The organism is Nocardia salmonicida, from assembly GCF_036142455.1.
GTDB lineage: Bacteria > Actinomycetota > Actinomycetes > Mycobacteriales > Mycobacteriaceae > Nocardia > Nocardia salmonicida.
Map to the genome: position 1 here is coordinate 6,309,864 of NZ_CP108014.1, position 20,284 is coordinate 6,330,147.

Genomic DNA, 20,284 nt, shown 5'->3' on the forward strand with positions numbered 1-20,284 from the left:
CCGGATCTCGACGCGCATGCCGGGGGCGCCGAGGGCGGCTACGCCGATCTGAGCTGGCGCTAGGCCCGGTTCTCCTTGGCCAGCGCCCGCACGCCGCGCTTGCCGGGAACGGGCAGGTCATCGCCGTCGGCGAGCCATTCGGCGGTGGTGAGCCAGCGGCGCTGAGCATGCGCGTCGGCCACGTCGAAGAACAGGCGGCGGCCGCGATCGTCACGCGCGTCGCGGGCGAGCACGGCCCAGCTCGGCGGCTTGCCCCGTTCGGCGGTGTGTTCCACGACGAAGCCCGCGACCAGCTTGCCGACCATGTTGACCGGCTTCTGCGAGACCCGATTGCCGTATTTCGTGGTGTGCCAGCGCCGCGCCGGGCACAGCGAACCCGGGCTCGCGTTCGAGGCGATCCAGCCGGCGCGTTGCGCCCGCTCGATCAGCCACAGATGCTTGACCGCCGACGGCGCGATCTCACCCACCCGTTCGGCGATGAGTTCGCAGACCTCGGTATCGGCGAGGATGTCGCGCCTGGTCGGACCGATATTGTGGTCGGTCCAGTGCGCGGCGGCGAGGCGGGCGAGGATGCGACCGAACTCGTCGATGCTGCGCTGGGCGCGACGGCCGAGCCGCTCGATCCGCTCGGCCTCGCGGCGCATCTCGTTCTGCGCGGTGAGCGTGCGAATGGCCGCCATCGTGGGTACCTGCCCGCGTTCGAGCAGTTGCAGGATGGCGTCGGCGGTTGCCGGGTCGGCCGCGGCCGCGACGGGTAACGAGTCGCGTTTGATGTCGAAGTCTTGTGGGCTGATCGCCCGACTCAGTAGCCCGACCGCGGCGTTGTCGCCGGCGAAGTCGGTGTGGGCGAGCCAGGCGGTTGCGATGTCATCACACGACAGCACGGTGAAACGTTCCTCCGGTCGGTGCGGTGGGGGAGCGATCGGTGCGCGAAGGTTGTGCCCCGGTCGGGATGAGGGACCGGCCGGGGTCACCAACCTGATGAAGGTTTGGCCACCGAAGTTGCCGAGACCCACGGTAGCCAGGCACTTGCGCTGCTGTCACGACCGTTCATTGTTTCGTTACATCTAGTAAGAAGCCGTCAATCGGGGATTGAGTATGTATTTCTGCGGCAACCAGGATCGATAGATTGGTCGATAGCGGATTCGCCGCGAGGATGGCAGTCGATAGCTCGACCGTTGCGTATGTTGGACCGCTTTGCTCCTACGCTTCAGACCGCACAATTCAATGTGATTTGCATCACAACATGGTCATCGCTTCGTTACCGCGTGACCGCACAGTGCCAGCCGCCGATAAAGCCTGTCGGACACGCTCGGTAGCCTGTGGGTCGTGGCTCTGTACCGGAAGTATCGACCGGCGACATTCGCGGAAGTAGTGGGTCAGGAGCACGTCACCGACCCGCTGAGTACGGCGCTGGATACCGGCCGGATCAGTCACGCGTATCTATTCTCCGGGCCGCGTGGCTGCGGTAAGACGTCGTCGGCTCGCATCCTCGCGCGCTCGTTGAACTGCGTGGACGGACCTACCTCGACGCCGTGCGGTACGTGCTCGTCGTGTGTGGCGCTCGGGCCTGGTGGGTCGGGCAATCTCGACGTCATCGAGCTCGACGCGGCCAGCCACGGTGGTGTCGACGACACCCGTGAGTTGCGCGATCGCGCCTTCTACGCGCCCGCGGAGTCGCGTTATCGCGTGTTCATCGTCGACGAGGCGCACATGGTCACCACGGCCGGTTTCAACGCGCTGCTCAAGATCGTCGAGGAGCCGCCTGCCCACCTGATCTTCATCTTCGCCACCACCGAGCCCGACAAGGTGCTGCCGACGATTCGCTCACGCACGCACCACTATCCGTTCCGTCTGCTGCCGCCCGCCACCATGCGCGGACTGCTCGGCAAGATCTGCGAGCAGGAGAACGTGCCGGTGGAGGAGGCGGTGTATCCGCTGGTCATCCGCGCCGGTGGTGGTTCGCCGCGCGACAGCCTCAGCGTGCTCGACCAGCTGCTCGCCGGTGCCGGACCCGACGGTGTCACCTACCCTCGCGCGGTCTCGCTGCTCGGCGTCACCGATGTGGCGCTGATCGACGACGCCATCTACGCGTTGGCCGCCGATGACGGCGCCGCCCTGTTCAATACCGTCGATCAGGTGATGGAGGCGGGTCACGACCCGCGTCGTTTCGCCGTCGACCTGCTCGAACGGCTGCGCGATCTGATCCTGCTGCGCGCGGTCCCCGACGCCGCCGACCGCGGTCTGGTCTCCGGTCCCGGCGATGTCATGGAACGGATGCGCGACCAGGCCGAACGCCTCGGCCCCGCCACCCTCACCCGCTACGCCGAACTCCTGCACGAGGGTCTGGGCGAAATGCGCGGCGCCACCGCCCCGCGCCTCCTGCTCGAGGTGATCTGCGCCCGCATGCTCCTGCCGTCGGTGTCCGACGCCGAGTCGGCGACCCTGCAACGGCTGGAACGCCTGGAACGCGGATTCGCCGGTGGATCGGTCCCCGCGCCGGTCCGCCCGGGTCCTGCCGCAGGTGAGGCGCCGGTGGAACGTCCTTCCGCGCCTGCGTCGAGCGGGGAAAGCCGCCGTCGTGGCGCCGAACTTCTCGCCGCTGCCCGCGCGGAGAAGGAAGCGGCGACCGGTGGTTCGTCGGCACCTGGCGCCGTGAGCCCTGTTGTCGCGGAACAGAAGACAGCTCCTCCGGCCCCCGCGACTTCCGTCCCGACGGTGCCGTCGGCTCCCGCAACCGCCGCGTCGACTACGCCCTCGGCGGCCGTGACCCCGGAATCGACCGTGACGTCGGCGGCCGTGACTCCGGACTCGACTGTGGCGTCGGCTGCGATGACCTCGGATTCGACTGTCCTCCCGACGGCCGTGACCTCCGACTCGACCCCGGCGGCCGCAGCGCCCGCCCCACGTGGGCAATCTGCACCGTCGGTGCAATCAGCGGAGTCCGAGCCGCTCGCGGAGTCCGCACCGCCCACGCAGTCCGCACCGCCCGCTGTGCAATCTGCGGATGCTGTGCCGCCAGTCGATTCCGGCCGAGATGTTGCCGGAACGTCCTCACAAGAGGCTGCGCCCGAACCGCTTACGACAGAAGTCTCGCCGACCGAAGATGAGAACGCCGCGCGGTCCGACCTCGGCGCACGACCGGAAAGCTCTGGCGCCGAGCGGCTCCCCGCGCCGCCGACCGAAGCCGCCGCGCCGCGCCGCGCCGCCGAATCGAGGCCGGTTCCGGAAGCGGTAGCACCGCAGGCGGATTCGCCGGCGCAGCCCGAACCCGCTCAGGCGCCGACACCGGTCGAGGACGCCCCGCCGCAGGCGGAGCCGCAGGTCAGCGCAGCCGGGCCGCAGGCTGTGGCCGAGGACCTGGTCGCCATCGTCGATGCCGCGTGGCCGGAGATCAAGGGTCGAGTGCGGGAGTTCGGGGCCACCTTGCAGGCGCTTTTGTCGGGCGCGGCGGTATCGCGGGTCGACGGTGACGTGATCGTGTTCGCGCATCAGAGCCCGCCGTTGGCGCAGCGACTGTCCGATCCGCGCAATATCGACGCCGTGCGTTCGGCGGTACGGGCCGTGCTCGGGCGTGAACTGGATGTGCGCTGGGAGACCGGAGCTCCCGCGCCGCGACCCGCGCCCGCCGCCAAGGCCGGGGCGGCACGGGGGACGGGAACTCCCGAGAGCAAGCCGGCGGGTCGGCCGAAGTTCTCCCGGCCGAGCCAGGCCGGGGGCAACCAGTCGTCGAACCGGGCGAACCGGCCGCCCGACGATGACATTCCGCCGCCCGATTTCCCCGACTTGCCCGACGATCCCGGCCCGGACGACGGGCCGGAGTCCCGGTCCGGCTCGGATTCCGCGCGCAACGCCGCCGTTCTCGCCCCGCCGACCCCCGAAGAAGAACGAGAGATGCTGGCCGCCGCGGCGGTGCCGGTGGCTCCCGGTGACCGCCAGGACCCGGACGAGGTCGCTCTGGCGTTGCTACGTGAACAGTTCGGAGCAAAGAGTCTGGATGGTTGACACCCACCGTCCTCAGCGCGTTAAGTTAACCGGAGTTCGCACACCACGGTAGTATGAACGGGTGGCCGGGATCGCCGGATGGGCATGGTTCTATGCTCCGCTGGTGCTTGCCGGGATTTGTACGGCGTCGAGACAATTGGTCGTGGCGTTCGTGCGGCCACCGCACCCCAAGGAAGGAAACACTCCGATATGACCACAGAGGCCTACATCTACGAGGCCATCCGCACTCCGCGCGGCCGCGGCAAGAAGAACGGCTCGCTGCACTCGGTCAAGCCGATCGATCTGACTGTTGGTCTGATCCAGGAGCTGCGTGGCCGCTTCCCGAACCTCGACGAGGACCAGATCTCGGACCTGATCCTCGGCTGCGTCGCGCCGGTCGGTGACCAGGGCGCCGATATCGCCCGCGTCGCCGTGACCGTGTCGGGCCTGCCCGACACCGTCGGCGGCTTCCAGCTCAACCGCTTCTGTGCCTCCGGCCTCGAGGCCGTGAACCTGGCTGCGCAGAAGGTTCGCTCCGGCTTCGACGATCTCGTCATCGCCGGCGGCGTCGAGTCGATGTCGCGCGTCCCGATGGGCTCCGACGGCGGCGCCTGGGCGATGGACCCGGCGACCAACTACGACTCCTACTTCGTGCCCCAGGGCGTCTCGGCCGACCTGATCGCCACCATCGAGGGCTTCTCCCGCGACGATGTCGACGCCTACGCCGTGCGCTCGCAGGAGCTGGCCGCTGCCGCGACCACCGGTGGGTACTTCGCCAAGTCGATCGTTCCGGTCAAGGACCAGAACGGCCTCATCGTGCTCGACAACGACGAGCACATGCGTCCCGGCACCACCGCCGCCGACCTCGGCAAGCTCAACCCCTCCTTCGCCGGCATCGGCGAGATGGGTGGCTTCGACGCCGTCGCGCTGCAGAAGTTCACCTACATCGAGAAGATCAACCACGTCCACCACGGTGGCAACAGCTCGGGCATCGTCGACGGCGCCGCCCTGGTGCTGGTCGGCTCCGAGGAAGCGGGCAAGAACTCGGGTATGACCCCGCGTGCCCGCGTCGTCGCGACCGCCACCTCCGGCGCGGACTCCACCATCATGCTGACCGGCCCGACCCCCGCCGCCAAGAAGGCGCTGGCCAAGGCCGGTCTGACGATCGAGGACATGGACCTCGTCGAGATCAACGAGGCGTTCGCCTCCGTGGTGCTGAAGTTCCAGAAGGACCTGAACGTCCCGGACGAGAAGCTGAACGTCAACGGTGGCGCGATCGCGATGGGTCACCCGCTGGGTGCCACCGGCGCGATGATCACCGGCACCATGATCGACGAACTCGAGCGTCGCAACGCGCGCTACGCGCTGATCACTCTGTGCATCGGTGGCGGCATGGGCGTTGCCACCATCATCGAGCGCGTCTGATCCCCGGCCGAAACTTCTCATAGGAGAGAACGAAAAACTATGACTGACAACATCATCGGCTGGGAGAAGGACGCCGACGGCGTGGTCGTCCTCACCATCGACGACCCCAGCCAGGGCGCCAACACCATGAACGACGCGTACATCGCCTCGATGGCCGCGACCGTAGACCGCCTGGAAGCCGAGAAGGACGACATCACCGGTGTCGTGCTCACCTCCGGCAAGAAGACCTTCTTCGCCGGCGGCGATCTGAAGAACATGATGCAGGTCGGCCCGGACAACGCGGCCGACGTCATGAAGATGCTCGACGACGTCAAGGGCCCGCTGCGCCGCCTCGAGCAGCTCGGCAAGCCGGTCGTCGCCGCGATCAACGGCGCCGCCCTCGGCGGTGGCCTGGAGATCGCGCTGGCCACCCACTACCGCGTCGCCGCGGATGTCAAGGGCGTCGTCATCGGCCTGCCCGAGGTCAGCCTGGGCCTGCTGCCCGCCGGCGGCGGTGTGATCCGCACCGTGCGCATGCTCGGCCTGCAGAACGCGCTGATGCAGGTGCTGCTGCAGGGCCAGCGTCACCGCGTGAGCAAGGCCAAGGAACTCGGCCTGATCAACGAGGTCGTCGGCTCGATCGAGGAGCTGGTGCCCGCCGCCAAGGCGTGGATCGCGGCCAACCCCGATGCCGCGCAGCCGTGGGACAAGAAGGGCTTCAAGATCCCCGGTGGCGCCCCGGCGTCCCCGGCGATCGCGGCGAACCTGCCCGCGTTCCCGGCCAACCTGCGCAAGCAGATCAAGGGCGCCAACATGCCGGCCCCGCGCGCCATCATGTCCGTGGCGGTCGAGGGTGCGCAGGTCGACATCGACAACGCGTCGCTGATCGAGTCGCGCTACTTCACCGGTCTGCTGACCGGTCCGGTCGCGAAGAACATGATCCAGGCGTTCTTCTTCGACCTCAACCACATCAACGGTGGCGGCTCGCGTCCGTCCGTCGCGGATGTGCCCAAGCGTGAGATCAAGAAGATCGGCGTCATCGGCGCCGGCATGATGGGCGCGGGCATCGCGTACGTCTCGGCCAAGGCCGGCTACGAGGTCGTGCTCAAGGACGTCGAGCTCGCCAACGCCGAAAAGGGCAAGGGCTACGCCGAGGCCATCGAGGCCAAGGCGCTCTCGCGTGGCAAGACCACCCCGGAGAAGTCGGCCGAGCTGCTGGCTCGCATCACCCCGTCCGCCGACGCGGCCGACTTCAAGGGTGTCGACTTCGTCATCGAGGCCGTGTTCGAGAACCCGGACCTCAAGAACAAGGTCTTCCAGGAGATCGAGGACATCGTCGACGCCGATGCCCTGCTCGGCTCGAACACCTCCACCCTGCCGATCACCCTGCTCTCCGAGGGCGTGAAGCGGTCCGAGGACTTCATCGGTATCCACTTCTTCTCCCCCGTGGACAAGATGCCGCTGGTGGAGATCATCAAGGGCAAGAACACCTCCGACGAGGCGCTGGCTCGGGTGTACGACTACACCCTCGCCATCAAGAAGACCCCGATCGTCGTCAACGACAGCCGTGGCTTCTTCACCTCGCGCGTGATCGGTACCTTCATCAACGAGGCCATCTCGATGGTCGCCGAGGGTATCGACCCGGCCACCGTCGAGCAGGCCGGTCTGCAGGCGGGCTACCCGGCCGCGCCGCTGAAGCTCAGCGACGAGCTGAACTTCACCACGATGCAGAAGATCTACAAGGAGACCTCCGAGGCCATCCTCGCTGCCGGTGGCGAGCTCAACGCCGCGTCCGCGAAGACCGCCGAGGTCCTCAACACCCTGATCGACAAGTACGACCGCAAGGGCAAGCTGGGCGGCGCGGGCTTCTACGAGTACGTCGACGGCAAGGCCACCGGTCTGTGGGACGAGCTGCGCGAGATCTTCAGCTCGAGCCGTGAGCTCCCGGAGGGTGTCACCTTCCAGGACCTCAAGGACCGGATGATGTTCGCCGAGTCCATCGAGACCCAGAAGTGCTTCGACGAAGGCGTGCTCACCAGCACCGCCGACGCGAACATCGGCTCGATCTTCGGCATCGGCTTCCCGGCCTGGTCGGGTGGCTCGCACCAGTTCATCGTCGGCTACCCCGGTGGCCAGGAGGCTTTCGTGGCCCGCGCCGACGAGCTGGCCGCGAAGTTCGGCCCGCGTTTCGAGGTTCCGGCCTCGCTGCGCAAGTAAGTCGGTAGTTCCGGTTTCGGCCGGGTCCGGACGCCCGTCACCTCGTTGAGGTGGCGGGCGTTCGCCGTTTATCGCGGCTTGGCGTAGTCGGCGTAGCCCTGCCAGTCGAGCACCACGCACGGCTCGGCGCCGACGACCCAGGCATCGTGTCCGGGGGAGGCGATCATGACGTCGCCGGGGCCGAATTCCAGCTGTTCGCCGTCGTCCATCTCCACCACGATCCGCCCGGACAGGCAGTACCCGATGTGCGCGGCCTGACAGCTGTCGGTGCCCGCGATCGGTTTCACGTGCTCGCTCCATCGCCAACCGGGTTCGAAGATCGCACGGCCGACCGGGCCGCCTTCGACGTTGACCAGGTCGAGTCGACCCTTGCCCTGCTCGAACGGCCGGGTTTCCTCGGGCGCGTCGAAACTCATGCGTACCAGCGTGGACATGACATCTCACTTCTGCTCGGGTGATGAGCGGTCATGTCGTGGTCCACCGCGTGGAGCCCAGTGCGGCCCACGGCCGAGCCCACCGAGGATCCAATTCTTCGCCGATTCGCGGAAGGTAGCAAGGGGCGCCGGCGGAGGTCCGACAGTTCGGGTGGTGTTCACCTGGGGGTGTGCTGGGGTGGATAGCTTGTCGTCCATGGGACATCGGGTGGCCGCAGTGGTGCTGGGAATCGTCGTCGCGGGGGGCGTGGTGCCGGATGCGGGGGCTGAGGCCGGTGGGGTGCGGGTACTGGGTGAGCAGGTAGTCGAGCACGATCTCGAATTCGACGCGACGGTGGTCGGTGGGCTGTCTGGCATCGATTACCTGTCCGGCAGTGGGGAATTCGTATTGATCAGCGATGACCGGTCGGAGAAGGGACCTGCGCGGGTATACACGGCTCGGATTCCGTTGGGGGAGGACGGGATCGGTCCCGTGAGCTTCGTCGGCACGAAGCCGCTGCTGCGGCCTGACGGAAGTGTGTATCCGCCGAAATCGGTGGATCCAGAGGATATTCGGGTCGATCCGTGGACGGGGGACTATTTCTGGACGCAAGAGGGAGAGCGCGCCGGTGGGGTGCTCGCCGATCCGTCGGTGCGGGTAGCTCGCGTGGACGGTGGGTTCGTCGCGGAGTTGCCGATTCCGGAAAACGAACGGATGCGCGCGGATTCGGGGCCGCGGCAGAATCAGGCGCTCGAAGGGGCGACGTTCGCGGCAGGCGGTGCGTTGTTCGTGACCGCGATGGAAGGGCCGCTGCTCCGGGACGGGCCGGGCGCGACCACGACGGCGGGGGCGACGACGCGCATCACCGTCCAGGCCAGGTTCGGGCCGGTGCTGGCCCAGTACGCCTATCCGCTGGAGCCGGTATTCGCCGAGTCCCGGCCGGAGGCCGGCCAGGCGAGCAACGGCGTGACCGCGATCCTCGCCGAGGACACGCTCGCTCCGACTCGATTCCTGGTGGTCGAACGGGCTTTCGCCAAGGGTGTGGGAAATCGGGTGCGGATCTTCGAGATCGACACCGCGTCCGCGAGCACTGTGCTCGACGCGCCGATCTCGGGTGCTCGTCCGGTCACGAAACGGCTGGTCGCCGATCTCGCCGACCTCGGGATCGAGGCGGTCGACAACATCGAGGCGATGACGTGGGGCCCGCGCCTGCCTTCGGGTGAACGCACGTTGGTGCTGGTCGCGGACAACAACTTCGCGTCGGAACAGCGCACCCAGTTGATCGCGCTCGCTGTGCGCTGAGTTCCGGTTCGGACAACCGATGCCGCCACAGCGTCGAATCTCCACCCGATAGATGCCGGATCGCGCTAGCTTGGATATGTGCGGTGATGCCGGTGACGGCCCGCATACCGACCGAAACGCCGGTGACGCCGATGGTGAGAGGTGGTCACATGGATCCGGAGCAGACGCGTATGCAGCGCGGGCCTGCCGAGGCGGCGCCGGTGGGGCTGAATACGCAGCGGACGATGGCGCCGGGGGTGCCCGACGAAGCCGTGATCGCGGAACTCGATGCCATGGGGCTCACGGGCGCCAAGGAGATCGGGCGCGGCGGGTTCGGTGTGGTGTACCGGGCATTGCAGCCGGCGCTGGATCGCGTGGTCGCGGTGAAGGTGCTGTCCTCGGAGATCGACGTGGAGAGCCGGGAGCGGTTCCTGCGCGAGGAACAGGCGATGGGCAGGCTGTCCGGTCACCCGAATATCGTCGACATCCTGCAGGTGGACGTGACCGAGACCGGGCTGCCGCTGATCGTGATGCCGTACTGCTCGCGTGGCTCACTCGAACGGCTCATCCACGATCGCGGCCCGCTGACCTGGTCGGATACCCTGCGGGCCGGGGTGAAACTGGCGGCGGCGATCGAGTCGGCGCATCGGGCGGGCATCCTGCACCGGGATGTGAAACCGGCCAACGTGCTGATCAGCGGCTACGGCGAACCGCAACTCACCGACTTCGGCATCGCCCGCATCCCCGGCGGTTTCCAGACGTCGAGCAGCCTGATCACCGGCTCGCCCGCGTTCACCGCGCCGGAGGTACTCAAAGGCAATGAACCGACCGTTCGGTCGGATATATACGGCCTCGGCGCGACCCTGTTCGCCCTGCTCACCGGCCACGCCGCGTTCGAACGCCACGCGGGGGAGAAGGTGGTTGCCCAGTTCCTGCGCATCACCACCCAGAACGTTCCCGACCTGCGTGCCCAGGACATCCCCGGTGACGTGGCGGAGGTGATCGAACGCGCCATGTCCCCCGAGCCCGCCGACCGTCCGGCCTCGGCCTACGAGTTCGGCGAGATGCTGCGCGAAGTCCAGCGCGCGCACGGCCAGATGCCGGACGAAATGGCGTTGCTCGACTCCGAGGAGACCATCGACGACGCCCCGGAGGTTCTGAAGTCGGTCACCGGCCGCCGCAGCTGGCCGCTGACCCTGCAGCCCGCCGGCGCCTCGGTACCCATGCCGAGCTCGACGACGGGCACCTTTCCGCCGACCGCCGCCACCAAATTCCGCCCGCCCACGCCCGCGCGCGAGCCCTTCCCCCGCCAGCGCCTGCTCGACGTGCTGCGTGAGGGCGGCGCGCGTCGACTCGCCCTGATCCACGCGCCCGCCGGTTTCGGCAAGAGCACCATCGCCACGCAGTGGCGCGCGGACCTGGCCACCCGCGATATCCCGGTGGCGTGGCTCGGCGTCGACCAGGACGACGACAGCGAGATCTGGTTCCTGGCCCACCTCATCCATGCCATCCGCCGCGTGCGCCCCGATGTCGGCGCGGGCCTGGAACAGGTGCTGGAGGAGCGTCCCGCCGACGCCGTCGCCTACGTGATCGCCACGCTGATCGATGAGATCCACGCCAGCGGGCAACCGGTGGTCGTGGTGGTCGACGACTGGCACCGGGTGCGCGACCCCGGCGTGCAACGGGCGATGGCGACGTTGCTCGACAACGGCTGCCACCACGTGCGGTTCGTCATCACCAGTCGCGATCAGTCCGGCCTGCCGATCAGCAGGTTGCGGGTGCGCGACGAACTGGTGGAGCTGGACGCCGCCGCCTTGCGGCTCACCGAATCGGAGACTCGTCAGATCCTGGTGGAACGCAACGGTTTCGCGCTCACCGACGAGCAGATCGAGCAGATCCACCTCGCGACCGACGGCTGGCCCGCCGCGATCCAGTTGGTGAGCCTGACGCTGCGCGGTAAGGCCGACCCGACGCAGCTGCTCGCCTCGCTCGCCGAGGGCGGCCACGGGATGCGGGAGTACCTGGCCGAGAACGTGCTCGACGCGCTGGCGCCGGAGCAACTGGAGTTCCTGATGGCGATCTCGGTGGTCGAGCGGGTGAACGGCTCCCTGGCCGGGGTGCTCGCCGACGTCGCCGACGGCGCCGCGATGCTGGCCCAGGCCGAGCAGCGTGAACTCTTCCTGCATCGGATCCAGCACGATCCGGAGTGGTATCGCATGCAACCGCTGTTCGCCGAGCATCTACGCGCCCGGCTCGATCGCGAACATCCCGGGCGTTCGAAAACACTGCACCGCAAGGCCGCTCGCTGGTACGCCGAGCATCAGCTGCTGCGCAAGTCTGTGGATCACGCACTGGCCGCGACCGATCTCAAACTCGCCGCCGACCTGCTCGAAAGCGGCGGCATGGACCTGATCGACGGATCCCGGCTGGGCACCCTGCTCGGCACCGTCTCGAAACTGCCCGTGCAGCAGGTGACGTCACGGTCGAAGCTGTTGATGGCGGTGGCCAGGGCGAATATGAACATGCAGCAGACCGGGACCGCCCGCAACGCGCTCGGCAGGCTCTCGAACCTGCTGGCCCGCAGCGCGCCCGGTGCGCCGGAGCTGACCGAACAGCGGTGTGTGGCAACGGTACTCGACGCCGCCGATCGGGTGGCCCACGATGACATCGCCGAGGTGGCCGACAGCCTGGCCGGCATTCTGGAAGAACCCGGCGACCTGCCCGCCTGGACGGTGTCGACCGCCGCCAATCTGATGTCGTTCGTTCGGCTGTGCGAGTTCGACTTCGACGCGGTGACCGACCTACAGAATTGGGCCGCCGACTATCACACCCAGTCGAAGGACCCGCTCGGCCCGGTCTTCGGGCTCTGCGCGTTGGGCGACGCCGCCTACGAGCAACTCGACATCGCCGCTGCTACCACCGCTTTCGAGCAGGCCTACGAGACTGCCAGAACCAGGGCGGGTCCGCGCTCGGACGCCGCACGCATCGCGGCCGCGCTGCTCGGCGATCTGGCCTATCGCCGAGGCGATCTGGCGCTGGCCGATCGGCTCCTCGACGAGAGCCATGAGTTGGTCACCCGGGTCGGTCCCGTCGACTTCCTGATCGCGACCTTCGTGACCGGGGCCAGGGTGAAGGCCGCGCTCGGCGACCAGTACACGGCCTCGGCGCGCCTCGACGAAGGCGCGCGCGTGGCCGCGGAGAACGGATTGGCCCGCCTGGATGCCCAGGTGCGGGCCGAACGGTCCAGGCTCGGATTCCCCACCGGCGACGACGGCTTCGTTCCTGACACCTCCGGCAACGGCGCGCGGCGCAAGAAGGGCGCCGCCGCGCTGATCACCGAGGCGCGCGCCATCGCCGATATCCGGATTCTGCTGGCCGAACAACGGCTGCGCGCCGATGATCGCGCCGCACGCCATGCCAGGGTGATCTACGCGAAGACGCTCGAACAAGGCCGTCCCCGCGCGGAATTGGACGCGACCTTGCTACTCGCCGAATGCCTCGCATCGGCGGGATGGGTCGGGGAAGCGACCGGGCTGGTGCTGCCGGTCCTGCGCACCTGTGCCGAACTGGGCTGGAGCAGACCACTGCTGGACGCGGGCCCGGGGGTGGTCGGCCTGCTGCACGTGTTGCGCACGCAATCGCATGACGGGCAGGACCATCCGATCCTGCAGAACCTGCCCGGTCACTTCCTCGACGAACTTCTGTAATTTTGGCGGCTGGCGCCGCGGTTCTCGGCGCTGAACTTCACCTCTTCCCTCCCTACGGGTACTCCTTCGTCGCACCCTTCGGTCAGTCCATCGGCGAAGGCGCGCCGAGAACACGGCAAACGCTACGGCTGCCACCACGGACGCAACGGGACATCCCAGGCGCCGTTCGAATCGAGCTTCACACCGAGCACATGGTGCAGCTGGATCACATTGCGCTGGAAGCCGAGTCGACAGCCCGCCATGTACAGCCCCCACACCTTCGCGGTGCCCTCGCCGACCTCGGCGACGGCCGCGTCCCAATTGGTGACCAGGTTCTTGCACCATTCGTGCAGCGTCAGCGCGTAGTGCTCGCGCAGGTTCTCCTCGTGCAGCACTTCGAGGCCGACGTTCTGGATATCGGAGATGATGCGGCCGGAACCGATCAGCTCGCCGTCGGGGAAGACGTAGCGGTCGATGAAATCGCCCGCCTTGGTGGTGCGGGTGTTGTCGTGGCGGGTGATGCAGTGGTTGAGGAACAGCCCGCCCACCCGCAGCTTGTCCTTGATGTAGCCGAAGTAGAACGGGTAGTTGTGCACGCCGATGTGTTCGGTGAGGCCGATCGAGGAGACGGCGTCGAATTCGCCCTCGGGGATGTCGCGGTAGTCGCTGTGCCTGACCTCGGCGAGCTCGCCCAGACCTTCCTCGGCGATCTTCTGCTGCGCCCAGGCGGCCTGTTCGGCCGACAAGGTCGCCCCGATCACCTTCACGCCCCGGCGTGCCGCGTAGCGGACCATGCCGCCCCAGCCGCAGCCGATGTCGAGCAGCCGGTCGCCTTCCTTCAGGCGCAGCTTCTCGAAGATCAGGCGGTACTTGTTCTCCTGTGCCTGCTCGAGCGTCCAGTCCTCGTCGCCGTACACCGCGCAGGTGTAGGTCATCGACGAGCCGAGGACGTACTCGTAGAACTTGTTGGAGACGTCGTAGTGGTGGTGGATCGCCTCGGCATCGCGAGTCTTGGAGTGGCGCAAGCCTTCCAGTGCGATCCGGCGCCAGCGCGGCAGCGTCTCCTGCGGCGGAGGCGCGATCGGCTTGAGCCGCTCCCAGCCCAGCGATCGGGCGATGGTGACCAGCGACAATGCCGAAGGACGATGGAACTTCATGTCCTGCATGGCTTTCAAGATGTCGTACGGGTCACCGGGATGCACCCCCTCGGCGATCATGTCCCCGGCGATGTAGGCCCGCGCCATCCCGAGGTCGCCGGGGGCGCCCGCCAGGTAGTTGATGCCGCGTGGGGTCTTGATCTCGAGGGTGTACGGCGCGTTCTCCGGGCCGGTCGCGCTGCCGTCGTAGGCGGTCACGCGCACGGGGATCTCGCCGTCTACCAGGCTTTCGACGACCTCGGCGATGTTGAGCCGGGTCCCCAGCTCTGCCAATACCTCGGATCGGTCCTTGAATGTCGTCACTTGCGTTGCACCGCCTTCGAATACAGATTCAGCAGTCGTTGGTCCGGGTCGTAACGGGTCTTCAGTTCGATATAGGTGTCGCCGCCGTAGAGCTCGGCGAACTCTGCCTCGTCGTAGTAGGAGTCCGAGTAGAGCGATTTGTGTCCGTCGAACGCGGACACGATCTTCTCGATGGCGCGGTTGGCCGCCCCTTCCGGTTGACCTCGCTCGGTCGGCACCGCCGACCAGAATCCGACATTGACGTAGGTGCGCTGTGGCTCGAGCGGATACAGCGGCCACGGACGCGCGCCGTCCGTGGCCGGCGCGTCGTCGAGCGCACGCAAGCGCAATGGGCACAACCAGATCGGCTCGATCGGTATTTCCCGCAGGAACCATTCGACGAAGTCGGCGGTGTGTTGCACCGGAACCTCGATGTCCTGCACGACGCGTTCCTGCGGGGGATTGCCCTTGCGGGCCTGCCTGCGATCATCGATGTGGTACTTGCGATCGAGCGCGACCAGTTTCCAGTAGAAACTGCTGCGGCGCTTCGACTTCGGCCAGAGTCTGCGGATCTTCGGATTCTGGGCGCCGAACGCGCGTGAGCACCAGAACCAGTCCGTGTCCCAGCGCCACAGGTAGTCGTGGATGGTGAGCCGATCGCGGGTCACGCCGTCGGGGTGCTGCAAGGAGCGGTAGAAGATGTCCATACCGGTGTAGTCGCTGACCGGGCCCGGCTCGTCGGTCTGGCGACCCAGAGTCAGGTAGCTCTCGCCCGCGCTGAACACCACGCCATCGATGTAGTCGACTTCTTCACCCTCGAAGCGGCGTTCGATGACGATCCGGTCGAGTTCGGCTTCCAGTTCGCGCAGGTCGTGGAAGCGCACGTGCCGCAGTTCCACGAACGGCAGGACGGGCTCGAGCTCGATCTTCAGCCGGACGGAGTAGCCGAGAGTGCCGTAGGAGTTGGGGAAGCCGTGGAACAGGTCGGCGTGCTCGCCGGTGGGCGTCGCGGTGACGATCTCGCCGGAGCCGGTCAAAATGTCCATTTCCAGGACGGATTCGTGGGGCAGACCGTTGCGGAACGAGGTCGATTCGATGCCGAGGCCGGTCACCGCGCCGCCCAGGGTGATGGTCTTGAGCTGGGGTACCACCAGCGGCGCCAACCCGTAGGGGAGGGTGGCCGCCACCAGGTCCTCATAGGTGGTCATGCCCGCGACGTCGGCCGTGCGGGCCTGCGGGTCCACCGCGATCACCTGCCCGAGGCCGGACACGTCGAGACCGGGCGCAGTGGGTGCCGCCCTGGCCCGGAACAAGTTCGATGTCTTCTTCGCCAGTCTGACCACGGCACCGGATGGAATGGCGCGATAGCTTTCCAGCAGTCGCTCCACACCCGCCCGATGCGCGGCATATCCGGACTCGCGTGTGGCCGGTTCGTGACCAGCCCTACCCAAAAGACTCACTGCCACCCTTTGACGCTAGTACGACCGTGTCCGCCGGGCCACCGGATACTTGCGTGCCGCGACAAAATGTCACGCATATGTTCCCGCACCGCCCCGACCTGGTCGGGTGAACCGGTCGGGGACAGGGCAGGATGTAACACGGTCGAGATATCGCCACACCCCCCAGCAAGGAGTCAACAGTGGGACAGGTCAGCGCCAGCAGTTCGATCGTCGTCGCCGCGGATCCGCAGCGCACGCTCGCAGCGATCGGCGATTACGAGACGATCCGGCCGCGCATTCTTTCCTCGCACTACCGCGACTACAAGGTTGTCGAAGGCGGCAACGGCGCCGGCACCGTGGTGGAGTGGACGCTGCAGGCCACCGAGAAGCGCTCACGCAACGTGCGCGCGACCGTGACAGTGGCGGATTCGGTGCTCACCGAACGCGACGCCAACTCCACCATGGTCAACACCTGGACCGTCACCCCCGACGGCACCGGCTCGAAGGTCACCGTCGAGACCACCTGGAAGGGTGCGGGCGGCATCTCGGGCATTTTCGAGGGCATCTTCGCCCCGCTCGGCCTGAAGAAGATCCAGGCCGAGGTGCTGGGCAACCTCTCGCGCGAACTGGCCTGAGCTCAGTTCACGGGTCAGTCCTTGCCGATGTCGAAGAGGTTTCCTTCGGGGTCGGCGAGGGTGGTCCACTGGATGCCGTACTCATCGAAGTCGCCGATGTGCTTGCCGCCCAGGCTGACTGCGCGTTCGATGTAGTCGGCCCACTCCGCCGTGTGGAAATCCAGGTGGACCACATTTTTGCCAGGGGTCTTGTCGGGGACCTGGATGAACATCAGGATCGGGGCGAGGCCGGCGGATTTGCCGACGGTGGCGAAGAACGGCGATGCCTCCGGGTCGACGGGCACATCGAGCAGTTGTGCGTAGAACTCGGCCTGGGCGGTGGCGTTGTGGCAGTCCATGGTGATGTTCGCCAGGGCGATGGGCATCAGATCTCTCCTTCGGTGATCGGCCAGCACACCTCGGTGCGGTAGTCGGCCTGGTTATCGGTGGTGTCCGGTCCGACGAGGTAGCGCTCGCGGACCGGTTCGTCCGGCAGCGCGGCGCCGTGCTCGGCGACGTGGCTGCCGAGCGCGCCATAGGTGCGGTCGAAGTCTTCGAACGGGCCGTCGTGGACGGCAACGGCGAAGTGGCGAGCCGGGAATTCGACGACGGCGAAGGCGCCGGTGGGAACCAACTCCGCGCCGGGCGGTAGCGGCACGAACGCGGTGACCGCACCGTTGTCGTTGGTGAAGAATTCGTTCGAATATGTCGCTCCCGCAACACCTCCCGGGTCGACGCCCGACGCGAGCAGAGTCGTGTACAACTGCTCGAACGCGGTGCCGCACCAGTCGGCGATGGCGATGCGCTCGATCCGGTCGGTGACTGTGAGCGCCGTGAACGCGGGCTCGATCCGGTAATCGACCTCGATCGGTGATGAGGGTGCGGTGAGCAGGGCGCGCAGCGAGACCACCACCTCGCGGGTGCGTTCGAGCGCGGCCTCCATCCTGATCAGGTGCGCCCGCAGCGCGGTGTCCCGCTCGCCGGGATCCGCGGTGGCGAGCACGGTGCGGATCTCCGGGAGCGGCATGTCCAGGTCGCGCAGTCGGCGGATCAGATGGGCCTGCTCCACCTGGTCGGTGGAATATCGGCGATAGCCGGTACCCGCGTCTACCTCGACCGGCTCGAGTAGCTCGATCTCGTGGTAATACCGCAGCGTCTTGACGCTCAGGTGGGTGAGGCGGGCGAACTCTCCGATCGCCACGGTTGCTGTCATGACGTCCAGACAACACCCTCCAGCGGGTGGAGGGTCAACAACGATCAGGCAGGCGTCAGGACGAAGGCGGCGAGCAACGGCCACTCGCCCTCACGCCACCACGAATAGCCGAACCAGACGCCCGGAGTGACCTCACGGATCTCGTCGTAGACCTGCGGGGTGGGCGAGGGCGCGTAGTTCAGCGCCCAGGTGGGGGCGCCGTCGAGGATCGACGGTGCTCGATAGACATCGGCCGGGAACGCCTCGATCCCGGCGCCGGTGACCCGGTTGGTCAGTGTGCCGCCGTCGGGCCCGGTGTTGAACACTTTGCCGATCCACAGCGCCGGTGCGGCGGCTCCGAGTTGCGGCGGGCGCGTCACCCAGCCGTTCGTGACGCCGTTCGCCACCGCGCCCGCCTGTGCGTCGCGGTAGATCTGGTCCTGCTGAGTGACGCTGCAGCGGAAGCGCAGCGAATCTACGGTCGCCGCACGATTGCCCGGATCGAGTACGCAGCCGTTGCCGTAATTGGTGATCCCGTCCCCGGGCTCGGCCGATACGACGGCGGGTGAGAGAAGGAGCAGGCTGAAGATGGATGCGCTCGAGGCTATGATCGATGCCAGGCGCGCACGGGATGCATTCATCGACTCTCCTAGAGATTGCTGAATCATTGCCCTATCAGGGCTGATCGTATGCCCGAAGTCCCGGCGGAGCCATTCATTCAGCCCCCATTTCCCACGACTAAACTGGCAACGGCACGCGGCCATGCCCCGCACCCGACGTACCCCCACGGTTTTCGGCCGCCTCGCACCCGAGGGGCGAGACGGAACGCCGAAGGCGCAGTATCGTCCCTCGGGTGTGAGGCCCCCAGGGCCGAAAACCCCGCGGCGCCAGCCGCCGAAAATACAGGAGCGTTGTGCAACCCGGTGATGGTCAGTTCGATATGCAGGCACTGCTCGCCCAGGCTCAGCAGATGCAGCAGGCAGTGATGCAGGCGCAGGCCGAGCTCGCCGAGACCGAGGTGGCCGGTCAGGCCGGCGGCGGTCTGGTGCAGGCCACGATCAAGGTCAGCGGCGAGGTGATCGCACTGACGATCGACCCGAAGGTGGTCGATCCGGAGGATGTCGACGGACTGCAGGACCTGGTGATCGGCGCGATCAACGACGCGATGACCAATGCGCAGCAGCTCGCGGCCGAGCGCCTCGGCCCGCTGTCGCAGGGCCTCGGCGGCGGTTCGATGCCCGGTCTGCCCGACTTCTGATGTATGAGGGGCCGGTTCAGGATCTGATCGACGAGCTGGGCAAACTGCCCGGCGTCGGTCCGAAGAGCGCACAGCGCATCGCTTTTCATCTACTGCAAGTGGAGCCGCCGGATATCGACCGTCTGCAGGCCGCCCTGCAGAAGGTGCGCGACGGCGTCCAGTTCTGCGTCTCGTGCGGCACCGTCGCCGATGGTGAGCTGTGCCGAATCTGTGCCGACCCACGCCGCGACCGCACGATGATCTGTGTGGTCGAGGAACCCAAAGACGTGCAGGCCATCGAGCGCACCCGCGAGTTCCGTGGTCGCTACCACGTGCTCGGCGGTGCGCTCGATCCGCTCAGCGGCGTCGGCCCCGATCAATTGCGGATCAGGGAGTTGCTGACCCGCATCGGCAATCAGGAGGACGGCATCGATGTGAGCGAGGTGATCATCGCGACCGACCCGAATACCGAGGGCGAGGCGACGGCCACCTATCTCGTGCGGATGCTGCGCGATTTCCCCGGACTCACCGTCACCCGGTTGGCCTCCGGGCTGCCGATGGGCGGCGATTTGGAATTCGCCGACGAACTGACGCTCGGCCGGGCGCTTTCCGGCAGGCGGACGTTGTAGGACCGACGCGGCTCAGAGCTCGACGCGGGTCCAGGTGACGCCCTCGCTGGTGGCGGGCTTGCCGTTGGCCCAGTCCCAGATGATGCGGGCGACCTCCGCCGGGTCGTCGAGGGTCGTGCCGAAATGCCGGTCGGGGGCGCCGTCGCGGTATTCGAGGGTGTAGGGGCCGCTCGCATCGCGGTAGGTCTGGATGTAGCGCTGTTCGCCCTGCTCGACGATGAGGTACGGGTTGGGGGCGGCGAGCCCGGCGACCCACTGGTGCGCCAATTCCTCGGTGAGATAGGGGAATTCGCCCGCGCCGCCGTGCGTGACATTGATCGCGATGTGGTCGGCCGGGTCGATGATCCAGGTCAGCTGCGGATCGTAGACGGCGTAGCCGCGCGGGGTGGCGAGGTCGAAGAGCAGGTTGCGGACGAAGCCGATGGCGTCGTACGGCGAGGGGATGTAGAGCGTGTCGCCGCTGGGGCCGCCGACGGATTCGACGCTGAGGAACGAGTCGTCCACCGGCAGTTCGGCGTTGCGCGCGTTCAACTCGGCCGCGATCTCGGCGATCGGTTCGGACTCGGTCAGGCCCTCCTGGGCGGCCAGGTAGGCGTCGATTTCGTCGACAGAGCTGGCGACGCCGGACGGCAGCAGGATGTGGTCGTAGCTCACGCTGTCACTCTAGCGGCTGGCCCCGCGGGTCTCGGCCGGCTATTACCGGGGTGTTTCGAAAGGGGGGCCGGTCGGGAAACTCCGGTTTCGTCGG

16 protein-coding genes are annotated in these 20,284 nt (G+C 67.3%); 8 read left to right on the forward strand and 8 right to left on the reverse strand.

Annotated elements, in window-relative coordinates; all coding sequences use genetic code 11:
- Positions 1–59: 59 nt before the first annotated feature.
- Entirely contained in the window at positions 60–884 is an 825-nt protein-coding gene (locus OHS03_RS29525; RefSeq protein WP_056822732.1) for a hypothetical protein, read from the reverse strand.
- 445 nt (positions 885–1,329) lie between these two features.
- On the opposite strand from OHS03_RS29525, the gene OHS03_RS29530 reads away from it, so the two are divergent.
- The 3 genes from OHS03_RS29530 (at position 1,330) to OHS03_RS29540 (ending at position 7,605) form a co-directional block, all read left to right on the forward strand.
- Entirely contained in the window at positions 1,330–4,005 is a 2,676-nt protein-coding gene (locus OHS03_RS29530) for a DNA polymerase III subunit gamma and tau (RefSeq protein WP_328658573.1), read from the forward strand.
- 189 nt (positions 4,006–4,194) lie between these two features.
- Entirely contained in the window at positions 4,195–5,409 is a 1,215-nt protein-coding gene (locus tag OHS03_RS29535; protein WP_328658575.1) for an acetyl-CoA C-acetyltransferase, read from the forward strand.
- A gap of 39 nt (positions 5,410–5,448) precedes the next feature.
- On the forward strand, positions 5,449–7,605 hold the full coding sequence (locus OHS03_RS29540) for a 3-hydroxyacyl-CoA dehydrogenase NAD-binding domain-containing protein (RefSeq protein WP_328658577.1): 2,157 nt from the start codon (positions 5,449–5,451) through the stop codon (positions 7,603–7,605).
- Positions 7,606–7,673: 68 nt separating this feature from the next.
- Here OHS03_RS29540 and OHS03_RS29545 read toward each other — a convergent pair whose 3' ends face one another.
- The gene (locus tag OHS03_RS29545) at positions 7,674–8,021 is read right to left on the reverse strand and encodes a cupin domain-containing protein (protein ID WP_255284763.1); all 348 of its coding nucleotides are present in this window, start codon (positions 8,019–8,021) and stop codon (positions 7,674–7,676) included.
- Positions 8,022–8,235: 214 nt separating this feature from the next.
- On the opposite strand from OHS03_RS29545, the gene OHS03_RS29550 reads away from it, so the two are divergent.
- A complete protein-coding gene (locus OHS03_RS29550) occupies positions 8,236–9,321 on the forward strand; it encodes an esterase-like activity of phytase family protein (RefSeq protein ID WP_328658579.1) in 1,086 nt (361 codons plus the stop codon).
- Positions 9,322–9,470: 149 nt separating this feature from the next.
- Positions 9,471–13,007: a protein kinase domain-containing protein gene (locus OHS03_RS29555; RefSeq protein WP_328658581.1), complete on the forward strand. Its 3,537-nt coding sequence runs from the start codon at positions 9,471–9,473 to the stop codon at positions 13,005–13,007.
- A gap of 122 nt (positions 13,008–13,129) precedes the next feature.
- On the opposite strand, the gene OHS03_RS29560 is transcribed toward OHS03_RS29555, so the two are convergent.
- Positions 13,130–14,446 (reverse strand): class I SAM-dependent methyltransferase, encoded by a 1,317-nt coding sequence (locus tag OHS03_RS29560; RefSeq protein WP_328658583.1) that lies wholly within the window; start codon positions 14,444–14,446, stop codon positions 13,130–13,132.
- A complete protein-coding gene (locus OHS03_RS29565; protein ID WP_328664470.1) occupies positions 14,443–15,885 on the reverse strand; it encodes an FAD-binding oxidoreductase in 1,443 nt (480 codons plus the stop codon). Before OHS03_RS29565 ends, OHS03_RS29560 begins: the two co-directional genes overlap by 4 nt.
- A 179-nt stretch (positions 15,886–16,064) precedes the next feature.
- On the opposite strand from OHS03_RS29565, the gene OHS03_RS29570 reads away from it, so the two are divergent.
- Entirely contained in the window at positions 16,065–16,499 is a 435-nt protein-coding gene (locus OHS03_RS29570; protein WP_056822013.1) for an SRPBCC family protein, read from the forward strand.
- 14 nt (positions 16,500–16,513) lie between these two features.
- Here the strand turns inward: OHS03_RS29570 and OHS03_RS29575 are convergent, their stop codons facing one another.
- Genes OHS03_RS29575 through OHS03_RS29585 form a run of 3 tightly spaced genes read right to left on the reverse strand, consistent with a single transcriptional unit; the run spans position 16,514 to position 18,311 of the window.
- The gene (locus OHS03_RS29575; protein ID WP_056822010.1) at positions 16,514–16,864 is read right to left on the reverse strand and encodes a VOC family protein; all 351 of its coding nucleotides are present in this window, start codon (positions 16,862–16,864) and stop codon (positions 16,514–16,516) included.
- Positions 16,864–17,691: a MerR family transcriptional regulator gene (locus OHS03_RS29580; protein ID WP_328658585.1), complete on the reverse strand. Its 828-nt coding sequence runs from the start codon at positions 17,689–17,691 to the stop codon at positions 16,864–16,866. The genes OHS03_RS29575 and OHS03_RS29580 overlap by 1 nt, the downstream gene beginning before the upstream one ends.
- Positions 17,692–17,735: 44 nt before the next feature.
- On the reverse strand, positions 17,736–18,311 hold the full coding sequence (locus tag OHS03_RS29585) for a hypothetical protein (protein WP_328658586.1): 576 nt from the start codon (positions 18,309–18,311) through the stop codon (positions 17,736–17,738).
- A 299-nt stretch (positions 18,312–18,610) separates the two neighbouring features.
- Here OHS03_RS29585 and OHS03_RS29590 point away from each other — a divergent pair, with 299 nt between their 5' ends.
- Together OHS03_RS29590 and recR are read left to right on the forward strand one after the other, a co-directional pair.
- Positions 18,611–18,928, forward strand: coding sequence for a YbaB/EbfC family nucleoid-associated protein (locus tag OHS03_RS29590; RefSeq protein WP_393339326.1), 318 nt, complete (start codon positions 18,611–18,613; stop codon positions 18,926–18,928).
- Positions 18,928–19,536 (forward strand): recombination mediator RecR, encoded by a 609-nt coding sequence (gene recR, locus OHS03_RS29595; RefSeq protein WP_056822003.1) that lies wholly within the window; start codon positions 18,928–18,930, stop codon positions 19,534–19,536. Before OHS03_RS29590 ends, recR begins: the two co-directional genes overlap by 1 nt.
- Positions 19,537–19,548: 12 nt before the next feature.
- On the opposite strand, the gene OHS03_RS29600 is transcribed toward recR, so the two are convergent.
- A complete protein-coding gene (locus tag OHS03_RS29600) occupies positions 19,549–20,190 on the reverse strand; it encodes a hypothetical protein (RefSeq protein ID WP_301904475.1) in 642 nt (213 codons plus the stop codon).
- Between the last annotated feature and the right edge of the window lie 94 nt (positions 20,191–20,284).

Excerpts from the sequence above, each read along its gene's own strand:
- OHS03_RS29535 (WP_328658575.1), top strand. The coding sequence starts at position 4,195 with ATGACCACAGAGGCCTACATCTACGAGGCCATCCGCACTCCGCGCGGC.
- OHS03_RS29540 (WP_328658577.1), top strand. The coding sequence starts at position 5,449 with ATGACTGACAACATCATCGGCTGGGAGAAGGACGCCGACGGCGTGGTC.
- OHS03_RS29545 (WP_255284763.1), bottom strand. The coding sequence starts at position 8,021 with ATGAGTTTCGACGCGCCCGAGGAAACCCGGCCGTTCGAGCAGGGCAAG.
- OHS03_RS29550 (WP_328658579.1), top strand. The coding sequence starts at position 8,236 with ATGGGACATCGGGTGGCCGCAGTGGTGCTGGGAATCGTCGTCGCGGGG.
- OHS03_RS29555 (WP_328658581.1), top strand. The coding sequence starts at position 9,471 with ATGGATCCGGAGCAGACGCGTATGCAGCGCGGGCCTGCCGAGGCGGCG.
- OHS03_RS29575 (WP_056822010.1), bottom strand. The coding sequence starts at position 16,864 with ATGCCCATCGCCCTGGCGAACATCACCATGGACTGCCACAACGCCACC.
- OHS03_RS29580 (WP_328658585.1), bottom strand. The coding sequence starts at position 17,691 with ATGACAGCAACCGTGGCGATCGGAGAGTTCGCCCGCCTCACCCACCTG.
- OHS03_RS29585 (WP_328658586.1), bottom strand. The coding sequence starts at position 18,311 with ATGAATGCATCCCGTGCGCGCCTGGCATCGATCATAGCCTCGAGCGCA.
- OHS03_RS29590 (WP_393339326.1), top strand. The coding sequence starts at position 18,611 with ATGCAGGCACTGCTCGCCCAGGCTCAGCAGATGCAGCAGGCAGTGATG.
- recR (WP_056822003.1), top strand. The coding sequence starts at position 18,928 with ATGTATGAGGGGCCGGTTCAGGATCTGATCGACGAGCTGGGCAAACTG.